The sequence below is a fragment of the Pseudomonas sp. PME37.24/025 genome (genome assembly GCF_055556615.1).
In genome coordinates this window covers 1-24,393 of record NZ_JBVHNK010000004.1, presented here as the reverse complement: position 1 = coordinate 24,393, position 24,393 = coordinate 1, and the positions used below count along the sequence as shown (strand labels likewise).

Here is a 24,393-nt window from a genome sequence, read left to right as displayed (position 1 = left end):
GCCTACCCGTTTCGATGCGCCGAACGTCGGATCAATCCGATGACCGGTAACAGCCCGACCAACACCAGGGTCAGTGCCGGCAGCGAGGCCCTCGCCCACTCGCCCTCGCTGGTCATTTCAAAGATCCGCACTGCCAGCGTGTCCCAGCCAAACGGGCGCATCAGCAGGGTCGCGGGCATTTCCTTGAGCACGTCGACGAATACCAGCAACGCCGCGCTCAACGTGCCCGGCAGTAGCAGCGGTAGATACACGTTGAAAAACAGTCGTGGCCCACTGACGCCAAGGCTACGTGCTGCTTCGGGCAAAGAGGGCCGTATTCGCGCCAGGCTGCTTTCCAGCGGTCCATAAGCCACAGCGATGAATCGCACCAGATAGGCCAGCAACAACGCCGACAGACTGCCCAGCAGTAACGGTTTACCGGCGCCGCCCAGCCAGCCCGACAACGGGATCACCAGTTCGCGATCCAGGTAACTGAACGCCAGCATGATCGACACCGCCAGCACCGAGCCCGGCAAAGCGTAGCCAAGGTTGGCCAGACTGATGCCAGAGCGGATCGCTCGGGTCGGCGCCAATCGGCGGGCAAAGGCCAGCACCAGAGCAACACCGACGGTGATCAATGCCGCCATGCCGCCCAGATACAGAGTGTGGATGATCAATCCGGTATAGCGCTCATCCAGATCGAAGCGCCCGCGTTGCCAGAACCACACCACCAGTTGCAGCACGGGAATGACGAAGGCGCAGGCGAAGACCAGGCCGCACCAGCTCATGGCCGCCAGCGCCTTGACCCCGCGCAAGTGATACAACGCCTTGACCCGTGGCCGTTCGTTGCTCGCCCGGTTGGCCCCGCGGGCACGGCGCTCGCCATACAACACGACCATCACCACCAACAGCAACAGGCTGGCCAGTTGCGCGGCGGTGGAAAGACTGAAAAAGCCGTACCAGGTTTTGTAGATAGCGGTGGTGAACGTATCGAAGTTGAACACCGACACCGCACCAAAATCCGCCAGGGTTTCCATCAGCGCCAACGCCACTCCCGCGCCGATGGCCGGACGTGCCATGGGCAACGCCACGCGCCAGAACGCCTGCCATGGAGATTGCCCAAGGACTCGTGCTGCTTCCATCAAGCCTTTGCCCTGAGCCAGGAATGCGGTACGCGCCAACAGGTAAACGTACGGATAGAAAACCAGTACCAGCACCAGAATCACACCGCCGGTGGAACGCACTCGCGGCAGCCTCAAACCGCTGCCGAACCATTCGCGCAGCAAGGTTTGCACGGGCCCGGCAAAATCCAGCAGGCCGACGAAGACGAATGCCAGCACGTAAGCAGGAATCGCAAAGGGCAGCATCAGCGCCCAGTCCAGCCAACGCCGCCCGGGGAATTCGCAGAGGCTGGTGAGCCAGGCCAGGCTGACGCCCAGCAGCGTTACGCCAAAACCGACGCCGAGTACCAAAGTCAGGGTATTACCCAACAGCCGCGGCATCTGGGTGTCCCACAGGTGGGACCAGATTTGCTGATCGATGGTTTGCCACGAAAGAAGCAGGACGCTCAGGGGCAGCAGGACCAGCGCAGCAATGGCGAAGACCAGGGGATACCAGCGGCGTTGGGCGGGGTGGGCCAAGGAAAGCTCTCGTTTAAATGATTGTGCCCACGCTCTGCGTGGGCACACATCTTGTGACGCTCTGCGTCACGCCTCGACGCGGAGCGTCGGTGGATGCATTCCCACGCAGAGCGTGGGAATGATCAGGCCGGCAGGGACGCCGCCGACTTTATTCTGTGGCGCAGTATATCGACAGACTCAGTTCCAGCCAGCCCGATCCATCATCCGGATCGCTTCAGCCTGACGCTTGCCAGCGATTTCCACCGGCAAGGTGTCGGCCACAAATTTGCCCCAGCTCGCGACTTCAGCTGAAGGCTGAACGGCAGGATTGGCCGGGAATTCCTGGTTCACGTCAGCGAAAATCTTCTGCGCTTCAGGCGTGGTCATCCACTCCACCAGCGCCTTGGCGGCTTCCGGGTGCGGCGCGTGTTTGGTCAGGCCAATGCCCGACAGGTTGACATGCACGCCACGGTCACCCTGATTCGGCCAGAACAGCTTCACCGGCAGGTCTGGCTTCTGTTTGTGCAGACGGCCGTAGTAGTAAGTATTGACGATGCCGACGTCGCACTGGCCGGCGTTGATCGCCTCCAGCACGGCAATGTCGTCGGAGAACACGTCGGTGGACAGGTTATTGACCCAGCCCTTGAGGATCTTCTCGGTTTTTTCGGCGCCATGGACTTCGATCATGGTGGCGGTCAGGGACTGGTTGTAGACCTTCTTCGCCGTGCGCAGGCACAGGCGGCCTTCCCACTGCTTGTCGGCCAGCGCCTCGTAGGTGCTCAGCTCACCGGGTTTCACCCGGTCGGTGGAGTAGGCGATGGTCCGCGCCCGCAGGCTCAAGCCGGTCCAGGCATGGGAGGAGGCGCGGTATTGCAGCGGGATGTTGGCGTCGATCACCTTGGAAGTGAACGGCTGGAGGATGCCCATCTGCTCGGCCTGCCAGAGGTTGCCGGCATCGACTGTCAGCAGCAGATCGGCGGTGGCATTTTCGCCCTCTGCCTTGATCCGCTGCATCAGCGGCGCTTCCTTGTCGGTGATGAACTTCACCTGCACGCCGGTTTTCTGGGTGTAGGCATCGAAGACTGGCTTGATCAGCTCATCGATACGCGAGGAGTAAACCACCACCTCGTCGGCGGCCTGGGCGGCGGTGCTGCCAATCAGGGTCAGGGCCAGTGCGGTCAGTAGACGCTTGGGTGCCAACATGGAAGCGGTCTCTCGAGTGGGGAAGTGATGCCAAATGATAAGGACTCACATTTCGCTTCTCAATCGAACAGTGAGTGGAGGAGTTACCGGATGTTGCACAGTTAGGGATATGAGGTGTCTGATCTGCCGCCATCGCGGGCAAGCCCGCTCCCACAGGTATTCAGGTGTTAATGCAGTATGTGTGAGCGCTGAAGATCCTGTGGGAGCGGGCTTGCCCGCGATGGGGCCAGTTACCTCAGCGAAAATTTCAAGCCTTGGCCAACGCCGGAAGATCCCCAATCAACCCAAGCGCTTCACGCACGAACAACGCCTTGGCCTCGGGCATCTGATCGACCATCTTCAACCCGGTATTACGCAACCAGCGCACTGGCAACGGATCGGCCTGGAACAGTCGCTCGAACCCTTCCATCGCCGCCATCAACGCCAGGTTGTGGGGCATGCGCCGACGCTCGTAGCGACTGAGCACTTTCACGTCCGCCAACCGCTCGCCACGCTCGGCCGCTTGCAGCAGCACTTCGGCCAGCACCGCGGCATCGAGGAAACCGAGGTTCACGCCCTGCCCGGCCAGCGGATGGATGGTGTGGGCCGCGTCGCCGATCAGCGCCAGGCCTTCAGCCACGTAACGCTTGGCATGACGCTGACGCAGCGGCACGCACAAACGCGGGTCGACGCTGAGCACTGTGCCGAGGCAACCCTCGAAGGCCCGTTCCAGCTCCTTGCAGAAGCCTTCGTCGTCCAGCGCCATCAGGCGTTCGGCTTCGCTGGGCGTGGTCGACCAGACGATCGAGCACCAATCCTGTTGACCGTCCCGCTCCAGCGGCAGAAACGCCAGCGGGCCATTGTCGGTGAAGCGCTGCCACGCGGTCATTTGATGAGGTTTTGCGCTGCGCACGCTGGTGACGATCGCGTGGTGCATGTAATCCCACTCACGGGTTGCAACACCGGTCAGGCGTCGAACAGCCGAGTTGGCGCCATCCGCCGCGATCACCAAAGGTGCCCGCAAGGTGCGGCCATCGGCCAGGGTCAGCAGCCAGTCGTCACCGGAGCGGCGCATCTGCTCCAGACGCGCATTGGCCAGCATCCCGAGATCGCAGTCGTGCAGTCGATCGAGCAGAGCGTCCTGAACCACGCGGTTCTCGACGATATGCCCGAGTACTTCGGCATGTACGCTGGTCGCCGAGAAATGGATCTGCCCGGTGCCGCTGCCGTCCCAGACGTGCATGTCGGTGTACGGACTACTGCGCCGGCTGGCGATGCCATCCCAGACGCCGAGGCGTTCGAGTATTCGCTGGCTGGCCGCCGACAAGGCGCTAACCCGTGGTTCGAACGGTGCCTGCCCATCGAAGGGTTTGACGCTCAGGGGACTACCGTCCAGCAGCAGGACTTCGAGCCCACTGTTTTGTAACGCCAGCGCCAGGGCACTGCCGACCATTCCGGCCCCGACAATCAGCAGATCTGCGCGCATTTCCATGCTTTAAGCCTGTCTCGCTTGCGGCTTGAGCCGCACATAAAGGTTTTTCTCGACCCGCGTCACCCAAGTGCTCGCGCCGTCATGAATATCGACTTGCAGGTGCACCCTGCCCGGTTTTCGCTTAATCATCGGGACGCGTACCCAACCCCATGGCCTGCCGGGCGAACCAGCGCTTGGCCGGCGGCAGCAGATCGAGGCCGAGCAGACCGATGTTGCGGCCCAGGGAAACCAGCGGCTGCGTGCTGCCGAATAACCGGGTGACCTGATCGGAGAAACCCACGGTCAGGTTCTGATCCATGCGCTGACGCTCGCGGTAGGCCTGCAAGGTGGCGAAATCGCCGGGCGATGTCTCGCTGCCCAATAAACTGTCGGCCAGCGCTTGGGCGTCACGCAACGACAGGTTGAAACCCTGCCCGGCGATCGGATGCAGGCTATGAGCAGCGTTGCCGAGAATCGCCAGATGCGGGCGGACTTGTTCCTCGGCCTCAACCAGCGACAACGGATACAGATGCCGTGCGCCCACCTGTTTCAGCGTGCCGAGGCGATAACCGAAGATGCCCTGCAACTCGCCGAGAAAGCTGCGGTCATCAAGGGCTGCCAGCCGTTGCGCGTCCATGCCCAGACGGGTCCAGACCAAGGCGCAACGATTGTCCGGCAACGGCAGCAAGGCCATCGGACCATCGTCGGTGAAACGCTCGAAGGCCATGCCGTTGTGCGCTTCGCTGGGGGTGATGTTGGCGATCAGCGCGCTCTGGTTGTACGGGCGTTTCTTGATGCCGATCCCCAATTGCTCACGCAAGCCGGAACGGCCGCCATCGGCGAGCACCGCAAGGTCGCATTCCAGAATGGTTTCATCGTTGAGCGTCAGGCGATAGCCGTCGGTCAGCGGTTCCATGCGGGTGACTTCCGCCGGGCAACGCCAACTGATCACATCCTTGTCCAGACCTTGCCAGAGGCACTGGCCAAGCCAGGCGTTTTCAACCACATAACCCAGCGCCGGAACGCCCTCTTCCATCGCCGACAGCCGCGCGGTGGAGAAACGCCCACGGTCGGAGACATGAATCTGCTTGATCGGCTCGGCGCGGCGAGAGATTTCCTGCCACACGCCCAACCGCTGATAAATCTGCCGGGCGCCGAAGGACAGCGCAGAAGAACGGGCGTCATAACTCGGTTGATAGGTGTCGCCGGGGGCAAACGGTTCGATCAGCACGATCTTCCAGCCACGGGCCTTGGCCCCGGCCTGCAACGCCAACGCCAGACTGGCACCGACCAGGCCACCACCGATGATTGCCAGATTGACTCGACTCATGCCGCTTGTGTCCGTGCGGCGGCCATCAAGGCCTCGATCTCGGCGACCGTTTTCGGTACGCCTTTGGTCAGGATTTCACAACCGGTTTTGGTGACCACCACGTCGTCCTCGATGCGCACGCCAATGCCGCGCCATTTCTTCGCCACGTTCTGGTTGTCCGGAGCAATGTAAATGCCCGGCTCGACCGTCAGCGCCATGCCAACTTCCAGCACGCGCCATTCGCCGCCGACCTTGTATTCGCCGACATCGTGCACATCCATCCCCAGCCAGTGGCCGGCGCGGTGCATGTAAAACGCTTTATAGGCTTCGCTGGCGATCAACTCGTCGACGTCACCCTGCAACAGGCCCAACTTCACCAGACCGGCGGTAATCACCCGAACCGTGGCTTCGTGCGCCTGATTCCAGTGTTTGTTCGGCGCGATCTCGGCAAACGCTGCTTCCTGGGAAGCCAGCACCAACTCGTAAATCGCCTTCTGCTCCGGTGAATACTTGCCGTTGACCGGCCAAGTGCGGGTGATGTCGCTGGCGTAGCAGTCGATCTCGCAACCGGCGTCGATCAGCACCAGATCGCCGTCCTTGAGCACCGCGTCATTCTGCTGGTAGTGCAGGATGCAGCTGTTGCGCCCCGCCGCGACGATCGACCCATAAGCCGGCATCTTCGCCCCGCCCTTGCGGAACTCGTAATCGAGCTCGGCTTCGAGGCTGAACTCATGCAAACCGGCACGGCTGGCTTGCATCGCACGAATATGGGCCTGGGCGGAAATCCGTGCGGCTTCGCGCATCACCTTCACTTCTGCCGCCGATTTATACAGGCGCATGTCATGAAGCAGATGATCCAGGGCAACGAATTCGTTCGGCGGCTGGGCGCCGAGGTGCGCTTTAGAGCGAATCACGTTGATCCAGTCCATCAGGTGCCGGTCGAATTCGGGGTTGCTGCCCATGGCCGAGTACACCCGGTCGCGGCCTTCGATCAGGCCCGGCAGGATGTCGTCGATGTCGGTGATCGGGAAAGCGTCGTCGGCGCCGAAGTCGCGGATCGCGCCTTCCTGGCCGGCGCGCAGGCCGTCCCACAATTCCCGTTCGGCATTACGTTCCCGGCAAAACAACACGTATTCGCCGTGCTCACGGCCGGGCATCAAGACGATGACGGCTTGAGGCTCGGGGAAACCGCTGAGGTACTGGAAGTCGCTGTCCTGACGGTAGACGTGCTCGACATCGCGGTTGCGGATGGCCACCGCGGCGGCGGGCAGGATGGCGATGCTGTTGGGTTCCATCTGCGCCATCAGCGCCTTGCGGCGACGGCTGTATTCCGATTTCGGGATATGAATCATGGGCAGATGGCTTTCCCTGGCACGCGATTAATGCAACGACGGTTTGGCGGCCGCTTCGTCGGTTTTCTTGGTTTCGGTGAACAGCAGCAACGGAGCGACGCGCAGGTACTCCATCACTTCCATGTAGTCGCTTTCGCCGTCGTCGGACTCTTCCAGCGCGTCTTGCACCTGGGCAATGGCGGCGAGATCCTGCAGCACTTCGGTGGCTTCAGTGCTCAAGGCATATTCGCGGCGGGTCAGACCGAAGCCGGTAAGGAAGCCCTGGCACCACTGGCCCAGTGCAGCCGCGCGCTCGGTGAGCGGCGCGTCGTCGGTCGGCAGCAGCAGAACCACGGTCATGTCGTCGCTGGTGAGCTCGCCCTTGACCATCTCTTGCAGGCCGATCAAGGCGTTGCGAACGTTGTCTTGTGGCTCGCCTTCGAGCAGCTCGGCGGCGTCGGCCAACCAGCTGTCGGCTTCGAAGCCGGCACCGGCGCAACTGCGGCCGAGCAACAGGCCATGCAGTTCGGCAGGCGAGACGGGGTGGCCGCTGGTACTCAGCAGGGTGGCAAAGGCTTGGTACGGAGAATTCTGAATGGGCATGGGCAGCTAGGCGCCAGACGGCGCTATGTCTAGAATGAAGGCCTTGTATCCTACATCGACAGACTCGCCAAGACTATTAAAGGCTGTCCGCCAGCCAAGCCTGTACAAAAACTCGCCGAGCGCTGATCAGGCGAGCCGGTTTTTAACGCGGCATGATCCACGCGTAGGCAGTTTTGTACAGAGCCTGCCACCCATCAGACACAACCAGTGGACACAATGGAAGACACCGACCTGCAAGCGCTGATGGCCAGACTCGAACTGCTAATTACTCGAGTCGAGCAACTAAAGAGTCAGAATGGACTCCTATTAGCTCAGGAAAAGAGCTGGCGCGAGGAACGCGCGCACCTCATTGAAAAAAATGAAATCGCCCGGCGTAAGGTCGAATCGATGATTTCGCGCCTCAAGGCCCTGGAGCAAGACTCATGAGTTCAAGCAATAGCGTTACCGTGCAGATCCTCGACAAAGAATATTCGATCATCTGCCCCCAGGAAGAGCGCAGCAACCTGGTGAGCGCTGCCCGTTACCTGGACGGCAAGATGCGCGAAATCCGCAGCAGCGGCAAAGTCATCGGCGCCGACCGCATCGCCGTGATGGCCGCGCTGAACATCACCCACGATCTCCTGCACAAGGAAGAACGCCCGGATGTGCAGGCCAGCGGTTCGACTCGTGAGCAGGTTCGCGATCTGCTGGACCGCGTCGATCTGGTGTTGTCGACCGATCCGGATGTCACCAAGGGCTGATTCGCGCAACCGCTTGGGGTATACTCGCATCACTCCCTGGGGTGCTTGCCAGTTGGCGATGTCCCTGAGCCGATTTGCTATACCCTGGAGGTTGCACGTTGGGCTGGTGTGCATGTCCGCTAGACGGAAAGCCTTAAAGCCTACTGCATCTTCCACCTTGAACTTTCGGGTTCAAGGGCTAAGTCGACAGCGGTACATCCGGGGAGCCTGATTCCAGTCCGATGCCGGTTTAAATACCGGCATCGGCTTTTTTACGGGTACGCTTTATGTACCCGCACTGCCGAAGCCCGAATTCATGACCGAACCTGCGCTGCTGCCCCGCCCGCAACTTCGACGCATGCTGCGCAAGGCCCGCCGCGCACTGACACCCAGTCAGCAGCGCGAGGCCGCTCGCGGGCTGTATAAGCAATTGGCCCAGCACCCGCTGTTCCGCCGCGCAAAACACATCTCCCTGTACCTGCCCATGGACGGTGAAATCGATCCGCGTCTGCTGATGCATGCCGCGCAACGTCGGGGCAAGGCGACATATCTGCCGGTGCTCAGTGCCTGGCCGCGAACCAAAATGGTGTTCCAGCGGATTCGTCCCGGCGAAAAGCTTAAACCCAACCGTTTTCGCATCCCCGAACCTCGGCACACCATCGCCCGACAACGCAAGGTCTGGGCGCTGGATCTGGTGTTGTTGCCGCTGGTGGGGTTTGACGATGTCGGCGGACGCTTGGGAATGGGCGGTGGTTTCTACGACCGCAGCCTGGCGTACCTGGCGCGCCGCAAAAACTGGCGCAAGCCGACGCTGCTGGGCCTGGCCCATGAATGTCAGAAGGTTCAACGATTGGCTCAGGCGAGCTGGGATGTGCCGCTGCAGGGAACGGTCACGGACAAGGCGTGGTATTTCGCGGACTAGACGCCACTGAAATCAGCGGCGCCCAAAGACAGGTTCAGCGTTTGAAGGCCGACGGCTGTTGCTGTGCGATCTCGACAGGAGCATCGGGTTTGTTGTTCCACAGGCTTTGGGCATAGCCGGTGGTCACGACACCAAGGCCGAATAAAATTACCAAAATCCATAGTAAATCCGGTTTGCGTTTCATCGATTGCCCCCCAAAGGCACATCAACACGATGACAGCAGCGGTTTCCGTTGTAGGTGTAGGCCGTGCAGCAGCGTCAAGCTTAGAAGGCCGGCATTTTGCGACAACGTGAACCGACACGCAAACGCTGGCGTCAACCGACTGTCGGTTTGTCATAAAATTGCCCGACCGCTTGCCCACTCACCTCGCAAGGAGCAAACCCATGGCTTATTGGCTGATGAAATCCGAGCCCGACGAACTCTCGATCAAAGACCTGGGGAAGCTTGGCCGGGCGCGCTGGGACGGGGTTCGCAACTACCAGGCGCGTAACTTCCTGCGGGCCATGGCGGTGGGTGACGAGTTCTTTTTCTACCATTCCAGCTGCCCTGAGCCAGGGATTGCCGGGATCGGCAAGATTGTCGAAGCCGCGTACCCGGACCCGACGGCGCTGGAGCCGGAGAGTCATTACTTCGACCCGAAGGCCACCCAGGAGAAAAACGCCTGGAGCGCGATCGATGTTGCGCATACCGAAACGTTTTCCAAGGTGCTGAAGCTGGAGTATCTGAAGCAGCAAACGACGCTGGCCGAGATGCCACTGGTGCAGAAAGGCTCGCGGCTGTCGGTGATGCCAGTGACAGCCGAGCAGTGGGCGGCGGTGATTGCGCTCAAACCGTAAAGTCTCCAGCGCTACTTCGAATGTCATCGCGGGCAAGCCCGCTCCCACAATGATCTCCAGTGAATGCAGCTTTTGCATCCACCCCAGATCCCTGTGGGAGCGGGCTTGCCCGCGATGAGGCCCGCCCGGACAGCAAAAGACTTATTGAATGATCAGGTTGTTGAACAACAAATCCTCAACCACCGGCTTGCCGGTCTCGTCGTTCATCACTTGCTGGGTCTGCTTCAAAGCTTCCTGACGCAGCTTTTCCTTGGCTTCAACATTGCTCATCGTCTCGGTGGTCTGCTGCGCAAACAACGCCACCAGCTGATTGCGGATCAATGGCTCATTGGCCTTTACCGCTTTGGTCGCCTCTTCACCGGTCACCCGCAACGCCACATCGGCCTTGTAGACCTTGAGCTTCGGCGTGCCGTCTAGCCCATAGTTGCCCACGAATGGCGGGCTCAGGGTGATGTAGTTGACCTTCGGGGCCTCACCTTCTTTGGCTTCTTCGGCCATCGCTGCCACAGGCAGAGACAGGGCCAGCAACAACATGATCCACGCTTTCACAATTCGCTCCTTATCCGGTTTGCGGCCAAGCATAACGACCCGCCGCTCAAGCACAAGCTTATGGCTGACTATCAGGGTCGGGCATGCTCGTTGACCCAATGACTCACACCCCTACACTTATCGGCCATCACTCCCAAAGGAATAGCCCTGATGAAAGCCGTGCTGTGCAAAGCCTTCGGCCCTGCCGAATCGCTGGTGCTGGAAGACGTCGCCAGTCCTGTCGCGAAGAAGAATGAAATCCTGCTGGATGTGCATGCGGCTGGGGTGAATTTCCCGGACACGTTGATCATCGAGGGCAAATATCAGTTCAAGCCGCCCTTCCCGTTTTCGCCAGGTGGCGAAGCGGCTGGCGTGGTCAGCGCGGTGGGCGAAAAGGTTAGCCACCTCAAGATTGGCGACCGGGTCATGGCCCTGACTGGCTGGGGCAGCTTTGCCGAGCAGGTCGCGGTGCCGGGCTACAACGTGCTGCCGATCCCGTCATCGATGGACTTCAACACCGCCGCCGCATTCAGCATGACCTACGGCACTTCGATGCACGCTCTCAAGCAACGTGGCAACCTGCAACCCGGCGAAACCTTGCTGGTGCTCGGCGCTTCCGGTGGCGTCGGCCTCGCCGCGGTGGAAATCGGCAAAGCCATGGGCGCCCGGGTGATCGCCGCCGCCAGCAGTGCGGAAAAACTCGCCGTGGCCAAGGCCGCCGGCGCCGATGAGTTGATCAACTACAGCGAAAACAGCCTCAAGGACGAAATCAAACGCCTGACCGACGGCCAGGGCGCCGACGTGATCTACGATCCGGTGGGCGGCGATCTGTTTGACCAGGCCATCCGTGCCATCGCCTGGAACGGCCGTCTTTTGGTAGTCGGCTTCGCCAGCGGACGAATCCCTGAGCTGCCAGTGAATTTGGCGCTACTCAAAGGTGCCGCGGTGGTCGGCGTGTTCTGGGGTTCCTTCGCCCAACGCCAACCACAGGACAACGCGGCCAACTTCCAGCAGTTGTTTGGCTGGTTTGCCGAGGGCAAGTTGAAACCACTGGTGTCACAGGTGTATCCGCTGAGCAACGCGGCGCAGGCCATCAATGATCTTGGCCAGCGCAAGGCGGTCGGGAAAGTGGTGGTTCAGGTTCGCTGACCGTTTACCTGAACTGTTTTACCTGACCGGGTCCCAGCCCTGCGACCCGGTGCCGCCATCCCCATACCGCCCTTCATTTATACCTGAGCGACATGTTCATAAAAGAACATGCGATCTCCAACATTTCCGCTATTTGGCCGATGCGAACCGGTGCTATTTTCGGTAACGAAACTGTAACATTCGCATCCGCAGTCAAAACAAGAAATCTGGAGCTCTTGAATGTTTGCTTTCTTTCGTCCTGCCGCACATCAGGCTCCATTGCCTGAAGAAAAAATAGACAGCACCTACCGACGCCTTCGCTGGCAGATCTTCGCCGGGATTTTCATTGGGTATGCGGGTTACTACCTGCTGCGCAAAAACTTCACCCTGGCATTTCCGGATCTGATCGCCCAAGGCTATACAAAAGGCCAACTCGGGGTGGCGATGTCGGCGATTGCAATCGCCTACGGTCTTTCCAAGTTTTTGATGGGCATCGTGTCCGACCGCTCCAACCCTCGTTACTTCCTGCCCTTTGGCCTGATTGTGTCCGCCGGGGTGATGTTCGTTTTCGGTTTCGCACCGTGGGCGACGTCCAGCGTGACCATGATGTTCATCCTGTTGTTCATCAACGGCTGGGCGCAAGGCATGGGTTGGCCACCGAGCGGGCGAACCATGGTGCACTGGTGGTCGCAGAAAGAACGCGGCGGTGTGGTTTCGGTATGGAACACCGCACATAACGTTGGCGGCGGCTTGATCGGCCCGCTGGCGATACTCGGCATGGGTTGGTTCAACGACTGGCACAGCAAGTTCTACGTACCGGCAGCGGTGGCGTTGCTGGTCGCTGTATTTGCCTTCATTGTCATGCGCGATACCCCCCAATCGACGGGCTTGCCGCCCATTGAGAAGTACAAGAACGATTACCCGGAAGGCTACGACGCCAGTCACGAAGAAGAATTCAGCGCCAAGGACATCTTCGTCAAATACGTGCTGCGCAACAAAATGCTCTGGTTCATCGCGTTAGCCAACGTCTTCGTCTACTTGTTGCGCTACGGCATCCTGGATTGGGCGCCGACCTACCTTAAAGAGGTCAAGCACTTCGACTTCGACAAGACGTCCTGGGCTTACTTCCTGTACGAGTGGGCAGGCATTCCCGGCACGCTGCTGTGCGGCTGGATGTCGGACAAGATCTTCCGGGGCAACCGTGGTCTGACCGGCATGGTGTTCATGGCGCTGGTGACTGTGGCGACTGTGGTGTATTGGCTGAATCCGCCGGGTAACCCGATGGTCGACATGATCTCGCTGTTCGCGATCGGCTTCCTGATCTATGGCCCGGTGATGCTGGTCGGACTGCAGGCGCTGGAGCTGGTCCCGAAGAAGGCAGCAGGAACGGCCGCGGGCTTTACCGGCTTGTTTGGTTACCTGGGTGGTTCAGTCGCGGCCAGTGCCCTGATGGGCTACACGGTGGACTATTTCGGCTGGGACGGCGGCTTCATCCTGCTGGTCGTCGCCTGCCTGTTGGCGATGGCGTTCCTGGCACCCACCCTGGGCCACAAGAACGTCGCCAGTCAGAGCCGCGAAGCGATCGCCTGATCGGCCTTTGATTTGCAGCGCTTGAGCCGCGCCTCCAGATTCCGGTCTGGCATGGCGTGGCTACGCAGGGCGTGGGCGGTCTGCTCGACATACTCGCGAGTGGTGCCGTAACGCCCGCAAGCGCTTTCGAACACCTGGCTCAGCACATGATCCGGCAAGTTGCCGGCATAGCTGGGCAGGTGCCGTTCCAATACAAATCCCAATGCCTGAACCTGACTTCCGTCTTCGAGACGGCAGTTGAGCCAGTGTGGGCGATAAGACGGAAATGGCATTTCACGCTGCCAGAGCGCATAAAGCGAAGCTTCGAGTTGTTCTTCGGGCAAGCGATAGGCAAACCCGCTGCATGAGCCGCCACGATCCAGGCCAAACACCAGCCCTGGCACTTCCGGCGTACCGCGATGTTCGTGGGACCACAGGTACAAACCGCGATGGTAGCCATGCACACGCCCGCGTACACGCTCAACCGCCGCACATTCAGGACGCCAGATCAGCGAACCATAAGCGAACAACCAGACCGGCCCACCCTTGTGGCGTGCCATGGTCGCCTGCATTGAGCCGAGTAATTGTTCGTGCGTAAGCTGCGGCCCCAGATCGAGCCGCGGAGGGTAAGCCAGATTCAAAAAAGCAGATTCAATGGCGCTCATGGCGAATAGCGTTCAGCTCCCCGCGGGTAAAGAATTACTTAATAGAACGCACCGCTGTAACAATAAGGCACATATGTTTTAAGGCAATTTAAGTGCCATGGCGGCGCTATAAAACTTATTGCCTGAATGAGATATAACCTACCGGCATTTATATAAATCTATAAATACCGATCGGCTATATGGGGAGTTATAACGATTTAGATCGGGGATCAAGATCGCGGATCAAGATCGCGGCGCGTAAGCGAAAACATCCGCGCGCATTTGATGGGCATCCATCCCTGCTTCGACCAGCGCATCCAGCGTGCCATAGACCATGGCCGGAGAGCCGCTGGCGTAGACATGCAGGGCTTTCAGATCAGGGAAATCTTCGCACACCGCCTGATGCAACATGCCGCAGCGCCCGCCCCAGCCACATTGATCGCTGACGACTTTATGCAGGAATAGATTGGGCAGTTTTTCCCATTCATCCCAATGCTCGATGTCATAGAAGTCTTCGGGACGACGCACCCCCCAATACAGATGCACCGGATACTTGAAACCCGTGGCCCGGCAATGCTCGATCAGGCTGTGAATCTGGCCCATGCCGGTTCCGGCAGCAATCAGTACCAATGGACCGTCCGGCAGTTCCGCCAGATGGGTGTCACCGAATGGCATCTCGATGCGCACCATCGAGTTGCGCTGAAGCTGTTCGATCAGGCTCAGCGCACTGCTTTCGCGCGCCAGCACATGGATTTCCAGATCGCGGCCGGAATGTGGCGCAGAGGCCAGGGAGAAGGCGGATTTCTCGCCGTTCTCACGCTCGATCATCAGGTACTGACCGGCGTGATAACGCGGCGGCTTGCCCGCAGGCGCACGCAGACGCACGCGCCAGGTATCGCCGCCGACGTCCCTGCATTCAATGACCTGACACGACACGCTGCGCACCGGCAACTCTCCCAGCGCGAGCACGCCATCCCACAGCACGATGCAGTCTTCCAGCGGCTCTGCAATGCAAGTGTAGAACTCGCCATGGTCGCGCACATCGCCGGCCTGTTCGACCCGCCCTTCCACCAGCAACGCGCCGCACACATGGCAATTGCCGTTACGACAGCTTTGCGGGCATTCATAGCCCAGGCGCCGCGCGCCGTCGAGAATCCGCTCGCCGGGCAGAATATCCAGCACTGCTCCGGAGGGCTGCAAAGTTACACGCATCAATCTATTCCTAACTGATTCCAGATGGCATCGATCCGTTGGGTAACGGCTTCATCCTTGACGATGACCCGGCCCCACTCGCGAGTGGTTTCGCCCGGCCATTTATGCGTGGCATCGAGCCCCATCTTCGAACCCAGGCCGGAGACCGGCGAGGCGAAGTCCAGGTAGTCGATCGGCGTGTTGTCGATCATCACCGTGTCTCGCTTGGGGTCCATGCGCGTGGTGATGGCCCAGATCACGTCGTTCCAGTCCCGTGCGTTGATATCGTCGTCAGTGACGATAACGAACTTGGTGTACATGAACTGTCGCAAAAACGACCAGACACCGAGCATTACCCGCTTGGCATGCCCAGGATACGACTTCTTCATGGTCACGATGGCCATGCGATACGAACAGCCTTCGGGCGGCAGGTAGAAGTCGGTGATCTCCGGAAACTGCTTTTGCAGGATCGGCACGAACACTTCGTTCAGCGCCACGCCGAGAATCGCCGGCTCATCCGGTGGACGGCCGGTGTAGGTGCTGTGGTAGATCGGCTTGATCCGATGGGTAATGCGTTCGACGGTAAACACCGGGAAGCTGTCGACTTCGTTGTAGTAGCCGGTGTGGTCGCCATACGGGCCTTCGTCGGCCATTTCGCCCGGATGGATCACGCCTTCGAGGATGATCTCGGCGGTGGCCGGCACTTGCAGGTCGTTGCCGCGGCACTTCACCAGTTCGGTGCGATTGCCGCGCAACAGACCGGCGAAAGCGTATTCGGAGAGGCTGTCCGGCACTGGCGTCACGGCGCCAAGGATGGTTGCCGGGTCAGCGCCCAAGGCCACAGAGACCGGGAACGGCTGGCCAGGGTGTTTCTCGCACCACTCACGGTAATCCAGCGCGCCGCCACGGTGGCTCAACCAGCGCATGATCACCTTGTTGCGGCCGATCACCTGCTGACGGTAGATGCCGAGATTCTGGCGATCCTTGTTCGGACCTTTGGTGACGGTCAGGCCCCAAGTAATCAGCGGACCGACGTCACCCGGCCAACAGGTCTGCACCGGCAGCATCGCGAGGTCGACGTCGTCGCCTTCGATGACCACTTCCTGGCACACCGCGTCTTTGACGACTTTCGGCGCCATGGCAATGATCTTGCGGAAGATCGGCAGCTTGGACCAGGCGTCCTTCAGGCCCTTCGGCGGCTCGGGTTCCTTGAGGAACGCCAACAGCTTGCCGATTTCGCGCAACTCGCTGACCGCTTCCGCACCCATACCCAGCGCCACGCGCTCGGGGGTGCCGAACAGGTTGCCGAGTACTGGAATGTCATAACCGGTAGGGTTTTCGAAAAGCAGCGCCGGGCCCTTGGCGCGCAATGTGCGATCGCAGACCTCGGTCATTTCGAGCACTGGGGACACTGGAACCTGGATGCGCTTGAGTTCGCCGCGCTTTTCCAGGCCGCTGATAAAGTCGCGCAAGTCGCGATACTGCATGCGTGAGCCTCGTGTTGGCCGTGGCGTTCGGGGCAGGCAGTTTAGCGCCGAACCCCTCTATTCAGAACCACGAACTGCCGGTTCATCAAAAATCAGATAGCAAAAAGCCGGGTTTCCCCGGCTTTTGCTGACTTTCTGCGATTTACTTGCGCTTCATCGACAGGAAGAACTCGTCGTTGGTCTTGGTCTGTTTCAGCTTGTCGACCAGGAACTCGATGGCAGAGACTTCGTCCATCGGGTGCAGCAGTTTGCGCAGAATCCACATACGCTGCAGTTCGTCGTCGGCCGTCAGCAACTCTTCGCGGCGAGTACCGGAACGGTTGATGTTGATGGCCGGGAACACACGCTTTTCGGCGATCTTGCGATCCAGAGGCAGTTCCATGTTGCCGGTGCCTTTGAATTCTTCGTAGATCACTTCGTCCATCTTCGAGCCGGTTTCAACCAGCGCGGTAGCGATGATGGTCAGCGAGCCGCCTTCTTCGATGTTCCGTGCAGCACCGAAGAAACGTTTCGGTTTCTCCAGGGCGTGGGCATCGACACCACCGGTCAGCACCTTGCCGGAGCTCGGGATCACGGTGTTGTAGGCACGCGCCAGACGGGTGATGGAGTCGAGCAGGATCACCACGTCCTTTTTGTGTTCGACCAGGCGCTTGGCCTTCTCGATCACCATTTCGGCAACCTGCACGTGGCGGGTTGGCGGCTCGTCGAACGTCGAGGCAACCACTTCGCCGCGCACGGTGCGCTGCATTTCGGTCACTTCTTCCGGACGTTCGTCGATCAGCAATACGATCAGATGAACTTCAGGGTTGTTACGTGCGATGTTCGCCGCGATGTTCTGCAGCATGATCGTTTTACCGGCTTTCGGCGGTGCAACGATCAGGCCGCGCTGGCCTTTGCCGATCGGGGCGCACAGGTCGATGACGCGACCGGTCAAGTCTTCGGTGGAACCGTTGCCGGCTTCCATCTTCATGCGCACGGTCGGGAACAGCGGGGTCAGGTTCTCGAAGAGAATCTTGTTTTTCGCGTTCTCGGGACGATCGTAGTTGATCGTGTCGACCTTGAGCAGCGCGAAATAACGCTCGCCTTCCTTTGGAGGGCGGATCTTGCCAACGATGGTGTCACCGGTGCGCAAGTTGAAGCGGCGGATCTGGCTCGGCGAGACGTAGATATCGTCTGGGCCGGCGAGATAGGAAGCGTCAGCGGAGCGCAGGAAGCCGAAGCCGTCCTGGAGAATCTCCAGCACGCCATCACCGGAGATTTCCTCGCCGCTTTTAGCGTGCTTTTTGAGCAGGGAGAAAATCACGTCCTGCTTGCGCGAACGGGCCATATTTTCTATGCCCATCTGTTCGGCCAATTCGAGCAGTTCGGTAATCGGCTTTTGCTTGAGTTCAGTCAGATTCATATAGGAATGACGTAATCATTTATGGAGGGGGGAAATTAAGCTTTTGGCTTAATGAGGCCGCGCCGCAGAGAAGGCGACAGGATCGCGTACTTATTCGAAAAGGAGTGCGTCGGCGACGGCTAGCAGGGGGCAGTGGAGAAACCAGTGCGGGGCCGAATGTACCACCTGAGTTTCGGAGCGTCTAGCCCTCAATAACGAAAAGGCCCCGCATTATGCGGGGCCTTTTCATGACGCTTTATAACAACGCTTAGATGTTGGCGTCGAGGAAAGCAGCCAGTTGCGACTTCGACAGCGCACCAACCTTGGTGGCCTCGACGTTGCCGTTCTTGAACAGCATCAGCGTCGGGATACCACGTACGCCGTGCTTGGCCGGGGTTTCCTGGTTTTCGTCGATGTTCAGCTTGGCAACGGTCAGCTTGCCAGCGTAGGTGCCAGCGATTTCGTCCAGAACCGGGGCGATCATTTTGCAAGGACCGCACCACTCAGCCCAGTAGTCAACAAGCACAGGGCCAGCAGCCTTCAGTACTTCTTCTTCGAAGTTCGCGTCGGTGACGTGCTTGATAAGATCGCTGCTCATGGATGTCTCCGGGTTGTAAGCAATAAAAAACGTGGCCCATCATAGCCGCCCTTCCCGTGTTCAGGAAGCCGCAGATGATTGAGTCTCGCTATGGTGGCCCATGAGTTTGGGTATAGCTCAAGTCATGAGGTGGCGGGAGCGACGAAAGCGATTCCGGTGCGCAGGGCGGCGTTGCGCACATGCTCCTGCATGGCCTTCTGCGCAGCACCTGAGGCCCGACGAGCCAGCGCGCGGAGGATTTTACGGTGTTCCTGCCAGGTTTCCATGGCCCGTTCGGCCCGGATGAACGGTAGCTTCTGGCTCTCCAGGAAGATGTCGGCGCTGGCCGTCAGGATGCTCAGCATCGCCTGATTGCCGCTGGCGAGAAGAATGCGCCGGTGAAACTCGAAATCCAGTCGCGCCGCTGCATCGAAGTCGGCGGCACGCAGTTCGTTGCGCATGGCGGCGACATTGTCTTCCAGGGCATCGAGCTCATCGGTGCTCAGGGTCACAGCCGCCAGCCCGGCGGCAAACCCTTCCAGCGCGTAGCGCAACTGGAAGATGTCCAGCGGCGATGCCTGGGCCGCGAATGGCCAGCCCGGCGCCGCATCGCCCCGGGGCAGATCGACCGGTGACTGCACGAACACACCCTTGCCCGGCTGGATACTGACTACGCCCAGCGCACTCAGGGACGATAACGCCTCACGCAATGACGCCCGACTGACCCCCAATTGCACCGCCAGGTCCCGTTGCGAGGGCAAGGCATCCCCCGCCCCGAAGCCTTGCTCGATGATCAGTTTGCGGATGGCTTGCAGCGCCACTTCAGGCACGGCGCGGGAGATCGAGTTCATGGTTTTTTCAGACGAGCCAGGCCAATGAGCGGCTAGTTGTAAAGCTATTCGCGACGTCCGGCAAGTCGTGCCCCATGGGGGTTCGGGAATTTTCACGGGTGCGCCATCAGGGTGCGAAATGCTATCCAACTGTTCAGACCAGTAAGACCGAACGACACCAGCAAAACCGTGGCCTGCGCCCCCCAAAACCTGATCTTGGCATGGCCCGTGCTCTGTCGATCCGCAGAAATCACTTCCCGCCGATCCGGAGATTTGCCATGACCATGCGTTACAGCGTCCTCCTCGCCGCCCTGTTTGCCAGCCTGATGCTGAGCCAGGCACCCGCCCACGCCGACGGTCTGGAGGATGTGGTCAAGCGCGGCACCCTCAAAGTCGCCGTGCCCCAGGACTTCCCGCCGTTCGGTTCGGTCGGCCCGGACATGAAACCTCGGGGCCTGGACATCGACACCGCCAAACTGCTGGCCGACCAACTCAAGGTCAAACTTGAACTGACCCCGGTCAACAGCACCAACCGTATCCCGTTTCTGACCACCGGCAAGGTCGACCTGGTGATTTCCAGCCTCGGCAAGAACCCCGAGCGCGAAAAAGTCATCGACTTCTCCCGTGCTTACGCACCCTTCTACCTCGCCGTGTTCGGCCCGCCAGACGCCGCCATCAAGGGCCTGGACGATCTCAAGGGCAAAACCATCAGCGTCACCCGTGGCGCCATCGAAGACATAGAGTTGACCAAAGTCGCCCCCGAAGGCGCGACCATCAAACGCTTCGAAGACAACAACTCGACCATCGCCGCTTACCTCGCCGGCCAAGTCGACCTTATCGCCAGCGGTAACGTGGTGATGGTGGCAATCAGTGAGAAAAACCCGAAACGCGTGCCGGCCCTGAAAGTGAAGCTCAAGGATTCACCGGTTTACGTCGGCGTTAACAAGAACGAGCCCGCGCTGCTGGGCAAGGTCAACGACATCCTCGCCACGGCCAAGGCTGACGGTGCGCTGGAAAAGAATTCGCAAACCTGGCTGAAAGAGCCGCTGCCGGCCGATCTCTGATCGTTCGCGCGGGAGATGATTTATGGCTTATCAGTTCGATTTCTTGCCGGTGGTGGAAAACACCGACCTGCTGCTGCGCGGTGCGCTGTTCACCCTTGAGCTGACGGCCATTGGCGCGGTGCTGGGGGTCAGCCTGGGCATCGTCGGAGCGCTGGTGCGGGCGTGGAACATTCGCCCGTTCGCCGGCATTTTCGGGGTTTACGTCGAGTTGATCCGCAACACGCCATTTTTGGTGCAGTTGTTTTTCATCTTCTTCGGTTTGCCGTCGTTGGGCCTGCAGATTTCCGAATGGCAGGCGGCGGTGCTGGCGATGGTGATCAACCTCGGCGCCTATTCGACCGAGATCATCCGTGCCGGCATTCAAGCGATCCCCCGCGGGCAGCTGGAAGCCGCAGCCGCCTTGGCGATGACGCGCTTCGAAGCCTTCCGCCACGTGGTTCTGTTGCCGGCGCTGGGCAAGGTCTGGCCGGCCCTGAGCAGCCAGATCATCATCGTGATGCTCGGCTCGGCGGTCTGTTCGCAGATCGCCACCGAAGAACTGAGCTTCGCCGCCAACTTCATTCAATCGCGCAACTTTCGCGCCTTTGAAACCTATGCCCTGACCACACTGATCTACCTGTGCATGGCGCTGCTGATCCGCCAATTGCTGAACTGGATCGGCCGGCGCTACATAGCAAGGAGCAGCAGCCAATGAGCGATTTCACCTTCTGGGACATCCTGCGCAACCTGCTCACGGGTCTGCAATGGACCCTGGCCTTGTCGCTGGTGGCGTTTATCGGCGGCGGGCTGATCGGCTTGCTGATCATGGTGATGCGGATTTCAAAAAAATCCCTGCCCAGCCACTTCGCCCGCACCTACATCGAACTTTTCCAGGGCACGCCGCTATTGATGCAGCTGTTTCTGGTGTTCTTCGGTGTGGCGTTGGCCGGGGTAGAAATTTCACCATGGATGGCGGCGGCGATTGCCTTGACGCTGTTCACCAGCGCTTACCTGGCGGAGATCTGGCGCGGTTGCGTCGACTCGATCCCCAACGGCCAGTGGGAGGCCTCGTCGAGCCTGGCGCTCAATCCGCTGGAGCAACTGCGTTACGTGATCCTGCCGCAAGCCCTGCGCATCGCCGTGGCGCCGACCGTGGGCTTCTCGGTGCAAGTGGTCAAAGGCACCGCCGTCACCTCGATCATCGGCTTCACCGAACTGACCAAGACCGGCGGCATGCTCGCCAACGCGACCTTCGAGCCTTTCATGGTCTACGGCCTGGTGGCCCTCGGTTACTTCCTGCTCTGCTACCCCTTGTCCCTCAGTGCGCGCTACCTGGAAAGGAGACTGCATGCCTCTGCTTAGAATTTCCGCCCTGCATAAATATTACGGCGACCACCATGTGCTCAAAGGCATCGACCTGAGTGTCGACGAAGGTCAGGTGGTGGCGATCATCGGCCGCAGCGGCTCGGGCAAATCCACCTTGTTGCGCACCCTTAATGGTCTGGAATCGATCAATGACGGCGTGATCGAAGTCGACGGCGAATACCTCGACGCCGCCCGCGCCGACCTGCGCAGCCTGCGGCAGAAAGTCGGGATGGTGTTCCAGCAGTTCAATTTGTTCCCGCACCTGACCGTGGGCGAAAACGTCATGCTCGCGCCGCAAGTGGTGCAGAAGGTGCCGAAAGCCAAAGCCGCCGAACTGGCGCGACAGATGCTGGAACGGGTCGGGTTGGGGGAGAAGTTTGATGCCTTCCCGGATCGGCTGTCTGGCGGCCAGCAACAGCGGGTGGCGATTGCCCGGGCGTTGGCCATGTCACCGAAAGTGCTGCTATGCGATGAGATCACCTCGGCACTCGACCCGGAACTGGTCAACGAAGTGCTGAGCGTGGTCCGACAACTGGCCAAGGAGGGCATGACGCTGATCATGGTCACCCATGAAATGCGCTTTGCCCGCGAGGTTGGGGATAAATTGGTGTTCATGCACCATGGCAAGGTGCATGAGGTGGGGGATCCGAAGGTGTTGTTTGCCAACCCGCAGACGGCGGAGCTGGCGAATTTCATCGGGACGGTGGAAGCAGCAGGCTGAAGGATATTTGTGCCTTTGAAGCCGCCTTCGCGGGCAAGCCCGCTCCCACAGGGTTCTCTGTTGGAACGCGATCATGTGTTCGACGCAAAAACCTGTGGGAGCGGGCTTGCCCGCGAAGAGGCCATCTGCAACGCCACGAATGCCCCCCGTGGTAAAAGATCGCAGCCTTCGACAGCTCCTACGCGTTGGCGGCAGCGTTTGATCGTGGCAGGATGTCGAGGTTATCGACCGAGACCCCCTGACCATGCCGCTATCCCAAGCCAAGAATCTGTCCCTGATCGCCGCAATCGACCTGGGCTCCAACAGCTTTCACATGGTCGTGGCCAAGGCCCAGAACGGCGAAATCCGGATTCTCGAACGTCTCGGGGAGAAGGTTCAGCTGGCCGCCGGCATCGACGAAGAACGCCAACTCAGCGAAGAATCCATGCAGCGCGGGCTCGATTGCCTGAAGCGTTTCGCCCAACTGATCAGCGGCATGCCGCCCGGCACCGTGCGGATCGTCGGCACCAACGCCCTGCGCGAAGCCCGTAACCGTGGCGAATTCATCCACCGTGCCGAAGAAATTCTCGGCCATCCGGTAGAAGTCATCTCCGGCCGAGAAGAAGCGCGCCTGATTTACCTCGGCGTCTCCCACACCCTCGCCGACACCCCGGGCAAGCGCCTGGTGGCCGATATCGGCGGCGGCAGTACTGAATTCATCATCGGCCAGCGCTTCGAACCGCTGCTGCGCGAAAGCCTGCAAATGGGCTGTGTCAGCTTCACCCAGCGCTATTTCAAGGATGGCAAGATCACCCCGGCCCGCTACGCCCAGGCGTACACCGCGGCGCGGCTGGAGATCATGAGCATCGAACACGCCCTGCACCGCCTGACCTGGGATGAAGCCATCGGCTCCTCGGGCACCATTCGCGCCATTGGCCTGGCGCTGAAGGCCGGCGGGCATGGCACTGGCGAAGTGAATGCCGAAGGCCTGGCCTGGCTCAAGCGCAAGCTGTTCAAACTCGGCGATGCCGAGAAAATCGACTTCGAAGGCATCAAGCCCGACCGCCGGGCGATCTTCCCCGCCGGTTTGGCGATTCTCGAAGCAATCTTCGACTCCCTCGAACTGCAACGCATGGATCACTGTGAAGGCGCCCTGCGCGAAGGCGTGCTCTATGACCTGCTGGGTCGTCATCATCACGAAGACGTCCGTGAGCGTACGCTCAGCTCGCTGATGGAGCGTTACCACGTCGACCTCGAACAAGCGGCGCGTGTCGAACGCAAGGCGCTGCATGCCTTCGATCAAGTGGCTGAAGACTGGGACCTGAACGACGGCGTCTGGCGCGAATTGCTGGGCTGGGCAGCCAAGGTCCATGAGGTGGGCCTGGACATCGCCCACTATCAGTACCATAAGCACGGCGCCTACCTGATCGAGCACTCGGACCTCGCCGGATTTTCCCGTGAAGACCAGCAAATGCTCGCGCTGCTGGTGCGTGGCCACCGACGCAACATTCCCAAGGACAAGTTCGCCGACTTCGGGGACGACGGCATCAAGCTGATTCGCCTGTGCGTGCTGCTGCGCTTTGCGATTCTGTTCCATCACATCCGCGGCACCCAGGAAATGCCACAAGTGGTGCTGCACGCCAATGGCGATAGCCTGGATGTGTTGTTCCCGGAACACTGGCTGGACGACAACCAGTTAACCCAGGCCGACTTCGCCCTGGAAGCAGAGTGGCTGACCCGCGTCAGCTTCGTACTCAACGTCCGCTAAACCCTGTGGCGAGGGAGCTTGCTCCCAGCCGGGCTGCGAAGCGGCCCCATTCTCTATTTTAAAAAAAGGGGACTGCTGTGCAGTCCAACGGGAGCAAGCTCCCTCGCCACAAGTCATTCACCGCTCGGGCGGGTGTCTAGTCCTGAAATAGGTTTACACCTGTTTCAGTCTCAAAACGCCCGATGCACCGCATCGGGCGTTTTGTATTTC

General features: G+C 60.1%; 25 protein-coding genes, 1 other RNA gene and 1 pseudogene. 12 read left to right on the top strand and 15 right to left on the bottom strand.

Annotated elements, in window-relative coordinates; all coding sequences use genetic code 11:
* Nucleotides 1-2: 2 nt before the first annotated feature.
* The 7 genes and pseudogenes from ACZ3HH_RS08825 to ACZ3HH_RS08795 form a co-directional block, all read right to left on the bottom strand.
* Nucleotides 3-1,619: an ABC transporter permease gene (locus ACZ3HH_RS08825; protein ID WP_465804085.1), complete on the bottom strand. Its 1,617-nt coding sequence runs from the start codon at nucleotides 1,617-1,619 to the stop codon at nucleotides 3-5.
* Between the two features lie 177 nt (nucleotides 1,620-1,796).
* Nucleotides 1,797-2,801 (bottom strand): extracellular solute-binding protein, encoded by a 1,005-nt coding sequence (locus tag ACZ3HH_RS08820; protein ID WP_465804083.1) that lies wholly within the window; start codon nucleotides 2,799-2,801, stop codon nucleotides 1,797-1,799.
* A 247-nt stretch (nucleotides 2,802-3,048) separates the two neighbouring features.
* Nucleotides 3,049-4,266: a 2-octaprenyl-3-methyl-6-methoxy-1,4-benzoquinol hydroxylase gene (locus ACZ3HH_RS08815; RefSeq protein WP_465804330.1), complete on the bottom strand. Its 1,218-nt coding sequence runs from the start codon at nucleotides 4,264-4,266 to the stop codon at nucleotides 3,049-3,051.
* 9 nt (nucleotides 4,267-4,275) lie between these two features.
* Nucleotides 4,276-4,371, bottom strand: a pseudogene (locus ACZ3HH_RS08810) (tetrameric acyl-CoA thioesterase); the annotation flags it as partial.
* Nucleotides 4,372-4,393: 22 nt separating this feature from the next.
* A complete protein-coding gene (gene ubiH, locus ACZ3HH_RS08805) occupies nucleotides 4,394-5,581 on the bottom strand; it encodes a 2-octaprenyl-6-methoxyphenyl hydroxylase (RefSeq protein WP_465804081.1) in 1,188 nt (395 codons plus the stop codon).
* Nucleotides 5,578-6,912 carry a Xaa-Pro aminopeptidase gene (gene pepP / locus ACZ3HH_RS08800; protein WP_465804079.1) on the bottom strand — a complete coding sequence of 445 codons (1,335 nt, stop codon included), beginning with the start codon at nucleotides 6,910-6,912 and terminating at the stop codon, nucleotides 5,578-5,580. The genes ubiH and pepP overlap by 4 nt, the downstream gene beginning before the upstream one ends.
* A gap of 27 nt (nucleotides 6,913-6,939) precedes the next feature.
* Complete coding sequence (locus tag ACZ3HH_RS08795; RefSeq protein WP_008012538.1) at nucleotides 6,940-7,494, bottom strand: YecA/YgfB family protein; 555 nt, start codon at nucleotides 7,492-7,494, stop codon at nucleotides 6,940-6,942.
* A 216-nt stretch (nucleotides 7,495-7,710) separates the two neighbouring features.
* Between ACZ3HH_RS08795 and ACZ3HH_RS08790 the strand changes: the two genes are divergently transcribed.
* The 4 genes from ACZ3HH_RS08790 (at nucleotide 7,711) to ACZ3HH_RS08775 (ending at nucleotide 9,135) form a co-directional block, all read left to right on the top strand.
* Entirely contained in the window at nucleotides 7,711-7,920 is a 210-nt protein-coding gene (locus ACZ3HH_RS08790; protein ID WP_007899405.1) for a TIGR02449 family protein, read from the top strand.
* Nucleotides 7,917-8,234 carry a cell division protein ZapA gene (locus ACZ3HH_RS08785; RefSeq protein WP_007899404.1) on the top strand — a complete coding sequence of 106 codons (318 nt, stop codon included), beginning with the start codon at nucleotides 7,917-7,919 and terminating at the stop codon, nucleotides 8,232-8,234. The genes ACZ3HH_RS08790 and ACZ3HH_RS08785 overlap by 4 nt, the downstream gene beginning before the upstream one ends.
* Before the next feature lie 30 nt (nucleotides 8,235-8,264).
* Nucleotides 8,265-8,443: non-coding RNA, 6S RNA (gene ssrS, locus ACZ3HH_RS08780), on the top strand.
* 86 nt (nucleotides 8,444-8,529) lie between these two features.
* A complete protein-coding gene (locus ACZ3HH_RS08775) occupies nucleotides 8,530-9,135 on the top strand; it encodes a 5-formyltetrahydrofolate cyclo-ligase (RefSeq protein ID WP_465804076.1) in 606 nt (201 codons plus the stop codon).
* A gap of 34 nt (nucleotides 9,136-9,169) precedes the next feature.
* Here ACZ3HH_RS08775 and ACZ3HH_RS08770 read toward each other — a convergent pair whose 3' ends face one another.
* On the bottom strand, nucleotides 9,170-9,319 hold the full coding sequence (locus ACZ3HH_RS08770) for a hypothetical protein (protein ID WP_018927582.1): 150 nt from the start codon (nucleotides 9,317-9,319) through the stop codon (nucleotides 9,170-9,172).
* A 200-nt stretch (nucleotides 9,320-9,519) separates the two neighbouring features.
* On the opposite strand from ACZ3HH_RS08770, the gene ACZ3HH_RS08765 reads away from it, so the two are divergent.
* Nucleotides 9,520-9,972, top strand: coding sequence for an EVE domain-containing protein (locus ACZ3HH_RS08765; RefSeq protein ID WP_465804073.1), 453 nt, complete (start codon nucleotides 9,520-9,522; stop codon nucleotides 9,970-9,972).
* Nucleotides 9,973-10,113: 141 nt separating this feature from the next.
* Here ACZ3HH_RS08765 and ACZ3HH_RS08760 read toward each other — a convergent pair whose 3' ends face one another.
* Nucleotides 10,114-10,521 carry a flagellar basal body-associated protein FliL gene (locus ACZ3HH_RS08760; RefSeq protein WP_465804071.1) on the bottom strand — a complete coding sequence of 136 codons (408 nt, stop codon included), beginning with the start codon at nucleotides 10,519-10,521 and terminating at the stop codon, nucleotides 10,114-10,116.
* A 150-nt stretch (nucleotides 10,522-10,671) separates the two neighbouring features.
* Between ACZ3HH_RS08760 and ACZ3HH_RS08755 the strand changes: the two genes are divergently transcribed.
* Nucleotides 10,672-11,649, top strand: a complete 978-nt coding sequence (locus ACZ3HH_RS08755; RefSeq protein ID WP_465804070.1) for an NADPH:quinone oxidoreductase family protein — start codon at nucleotides 10,672-10,674, stop codon at nucleotides 11,647-11,649.
* Between the two features lie 219 nt (nucleotides 11,650-11,868).
* Nucleotides 11,869-13,218, top strand: coding sequence for a glycerol-3-phosphate transporter (gene glpT, locus ACZ3HH_RS08750; protein WP_192344987.1), 1,350 nt, complete (start codon nucleotides 11,869-11,871; stop codon nucleotides 13,216-13,218).
* On the opposite strand, the gene ACZ3HH_RS08745 is transcribed toward glpT, so the two are convergent.
* From ACZ3HH_RS08745 to ACZ3HH_RS08720, 6 genes are all read right to left on the bottom strand, one after another.
* On the bottom strand, nucleotides 13,194-13,862 hold the full coding sequence (locus tag ACZ3HH_RS08745) for a gamma-glutamylcyclotransferase (protein ID WP_038980835.1): 669 nt from the start codon (nucleotides 13,860-13,862) through the stop codon (nucleotides 13,194-13,196). The two genes, glpT and ACZ3HH_RS08745, sit on opposite strands and share 25 nt — an antisense overlap.
* Before the next feature lie 222 nt (nucleotides 13,863-14,084).
* A complete protein-coding gene (locus ACZ3HH_RS08740) occupies nucleotides 14,085-15,053 on the bottom strand; it encodes a CDP-6-deoxy-delta-3,4-glucoseen reductase (RefSeq protein WP_465804067.1) in 969 nt (322 codons plus the stop codon).
* On the bottom strand, nucleotides 15,053-16,519 hold the full coding sequence (gene ubiD / locus ACZ3HH_RS08735; RefSeq protein WP_007899385.1) for a 4-hydroxy-3-polyprenylbenzoate decarboxylase: 1,467 nt from the start codon (nucleotides 16,517-16,519) through the stop codon (nucleotides 15,053-15,055). Before ubiD ends, ACZ3HH_RS08740 begins: the two co-directional genes overlap by 1 nt.
* Nucleotides 16,520-16,661: 142 nt before the next feature.
* Nucleotides 16,662-17,921 (bottom strand): transcription termination factor Rho, encoded by a 1,260-nt coding sequence (gene rho / locus ACZ3HH_RS08730; RefSeq protein WP_007899384.1) that lies wholly within the window; start codon nucleotides 17,919-17,921, stop codon nucleotides 16,662-16,664.
* Between the two features lie 247 nt (nucleotides 17,922-18,168).
* Nucleotides 18,169-18,498 (bottom strand): thioredoxin TrxA, encoded by a 330-nt coding sequence (trxA, locus tag ACZ3HH_RS08725; protein WP_007899382.1) that lies wholly within the window; start codon nucleotides 18,496-18,498, stop codon nucleotides 18,169-18,171.
* A 122-nt stretch (nucleotides 18,499-18,620) separates the two neighbouring features.
* The gene (locus ACZ3HH_RS08720; protein ID WP_465804065.1) at nucleotides 18,621-19,328 is read right to left on the bottom strand and encodes a FadR/GntR family transcriptional regulator; all 708 of its coding nucleotides are present in this window, start codon (nucleotides 19,326-19,328) and stop codon (nucleotides 18,621-18,623) included.
* 257 nt (nucleotides 19,329-19,585) lie between these two features.
* Here ACZ3HH_RS08720 and ACZ3HH_RS08715 point away from each other — a divergent pair, with 257 nt between their 5' ends.
* The 5 genes from ACZ3HH_RS08715 to ppx all read left to right on the top strand — a co-directional run bounded on the left by ACZ3HH_RS08715 (nucleotide 19,586) and on the right by ppx (nucleotide 24,183).
* Complete coding sequence (locus ACZ3HH_RS08715) at nucleotides 19,586-20,371, top strand: transporter substrate-binding domain-containing protein (protein ID WP_465804064.1); 786 nt, start codon at nucleotides 19,586-19,588, stop codon at nucleotides 20,369-20,371.
* A 22-nt stretch (nucleotides 20,372-20,393) separates the two neighbouring features.
* A complete protein-coding gene (locus tag ACZ3HH_RS08710) occupies nucleotides 20,394-21,065 on the top strand; it encodes an amino acid ABC transporter permease (protein ID WP_465804062.1) in 672 nt (223 codons plus the stop codon).
* A complete protein-coding gene (locus ACZ3HH_RS08705) occupies nucleotides 21,062-21,712 on the top strand; it encodes an amino acid ABC transporter permease (protein ID WP_007899375.1) in 651 nt (216 codons plus the stop codon). The genes ACZ3HH_RS08710 and ACZ3HH_RS08705 overlap by 4 nt, the downstream gene beginning before the upstream one ends.
* On the top strand, nucleotides 21,699-22,436 hold the full coding sequence (locus tag ACZ3HH_RS08700; protein ID WP_008076079.1) for an amino acid ABC transporter ATP-binding protein: 738 nt from the start codon (nucleotides 21,699-21,701) through the stop codon (nucleotides 22,434-22,436). The genes ACZ3HH_RS08705 and ACZ3HH_RS08700 overlap by 14 nt, the downstream gene beginning before the upstream one ends.
* A gap of 244 nt (nucleotides 22,437-22,680) precedes the next feature.
* The gene (gene ppx / locus ACZ3HH_RS08695; RefSeq protein ID WP_465804059.1) at nucleotides 22,681-24,183 is read left to right on the top strand and encodes an exopolyphosphatase; all 1,503 of its coding nucleotides are present in this window, start codon (nucleotides 22,681-22,683) and stop codon (nucleotides 24,181-24,183) included.
* Nucleotides 24,184-24,393 lie beyond the last annotated feature (210 nt).

What these genes read in the sequence shown, in the direction of transcription:
- ACZ3HH_RS08820 (WP_465804083.1), bottom strand. Translation starts at nt 2,801, where the DNA reads ATGTTGGCACCCAAGCGTCTACTGACCGCACTGGCCCTGACCCTGATT.
- ACZ3HH_RS08815 (WP_465804330.1), bottom strand. Translation starts at nt 4,266, where the DNA reads ATGCGCGCAGATCTGCTGATTGTCGGGGCCGGAATGGTCGGCAGTGCC.
- ubiH (WP_465804081.1), bottom strand. Translation starts at nt 5,581, where the DNA reads ATGAGTCGAGTCAATCTGGCAATCATCGGTGGTGGCCTGGTCGGTGCC.
- pepP (WP_465804079.1), bottom strand. Translation starts at nt 6,912, where the DNA reads ATGATTCATATCCCGAAATCGGAATACAGCCGTCGCCGCAAGGCGCTG.
- ACZ3HH_RS08795 (WP_008012538.1), bottom strand. Translation starts at nt 7,494, where the DNA reads ATGCCCATTCAGAATTCTCCGTACCAAGCCTTTGCCACCCTGCTGAGT.
- ACZ3HH_RS08790 (WP_007899405.1), top strand. Translation starts at nt 7,711, where the DNA reads ATGGAAGACACCGACCTGCAAGCGCTGATGGCCAGACTCGAACTGCTA.
- ACZ3HH_RS08785 (WP_007899404.1), top strand. Translation starts at nt 7,917, where the DNA reads ATGAGTTCAAGCAATAGCGTTACCGTGCAGATCCTCGACAAAGAATAT.
- ACZ3HH_RS08775 (WP_465804076.1), top strand. Translation starts at nt 8,530, where the DNA reads ATGACCGAACCTGCGCTGCTGCCCCGCCCGCAACTTCGACGCATGCTG.
- ACZ3HH_RS08770 (WP_018927582.1), bottom strand. Translation starts at nt 9,319, where the DNA reads ATGAAACGCAAACCGGATTTACTATGGATTTTGGTAATTTTATTCGGC.
- ACZ3HH_RS08765 (WP_465804073.1), top strand. Translation starts at nt 9,520, where the DNA reads ATGGCTTATTGGCTGATGAAATCCGAGCCCGACGAACTCTCGATCAAA.
- ACZ3HH_RS08755 (WP_465804070.1), top strand. Translation starts at nt 10,672, where the DNA reads ATGAAAGCCGTGCTGTGCAAAGCCTTCGGCCCTGCCGAATCGCTGGTG.
- glpT (WP_192344987.1), top strand. Translation starts at nt 11,869, where the DNA reads ATGTTTGCTTTCTTTCGTCCTGCCGCACATCAGGCTCCATTGCCTGAA.
- ACZ3HH_RS08745 (WP_038980835.1), bottom strand. Translation starts at nt 13,862, where the DNA reads ATGAGCGCCATTGAATCTGCTTTTTTGAATCTGGCTTACCCTCCGCGG.
- ACZ3HH_RS08740 (WP_465804067.1), bottom strand. Translation starts at nt 15,053, where the DNA reads ATGCGTGTAACTTTGCAGCCCTCCGGAGCAGTGCTGGATATTCTGCCC.
- ubiD (WP_007899385.1), bottom strand. Translation starts at nt 16,519, where the DNA reads ATGCAGTATCGCGACTTGCGCGACTTTATCAGCGGCCTGGAAAAGCGC.
- rho (WP_007899384.1), bottom strand. Translation starts at nt 17,921, where the DNA reads ATGAATCTGACTGAACTCAAGCAAAAGCCGATTACCGAACTGCTCGAA.
- trxA (WP_007899382.1), bottom strand. Translation starts at nt 18,498, where the DNA reads ATGAGCAGCGATCTTATCAAGCACGTCACCGACGCGAACTTCGAAGAA.
- ACZ3HH_RS08720 (WP_465804065.1), bottom strand. Translation starts at nt 19,328, where the DNA reads ATGAACTCGATCTCCCGCGCCGTGCCTGAAGTGGCGCTGCAAGCCATC.
- ACZ3HH_RS08715 (WP_465804064.1), top strand. Translation starts at nt 19,586, where the DNA reads ATGACCATGCGTTACAGCGTCCTCCTCGCCGCCCTGTTTGCCAGCCTG.
- ACZ3HH_RS08710 (WP_465804062.1), top strand. Translation starts at nt 20,394, where the DNA reads ATGGCTTATCAGTTCGATTTCTTGCCGGTGGTGGAAAACACCGACCTG.
- ACZ3HH_RS08705 (WP_007899375.1), top strand. Translation starts at nt 21,062, where the DNA reads ATGAGCGATTTCACCTTCTGGGACATCCTGCGCAACCTGCTCACGGGT.
- ACZ3HH_RS08700 (WP_008076079.1), top strand. Translation starts at nt 21,699, where the DNA reads ATGCCTCTGCTTAGAATTTCCGCCCTGCATAAATATTACGGCGACCAC.
- ppx (WP_465804059.1), top strand. Translation starts at nt 22,681, where the DNA reads ATGCCGCTATCCCAAGCCAAGAATCTGTCCCTGATCGCCGCAATCGAC.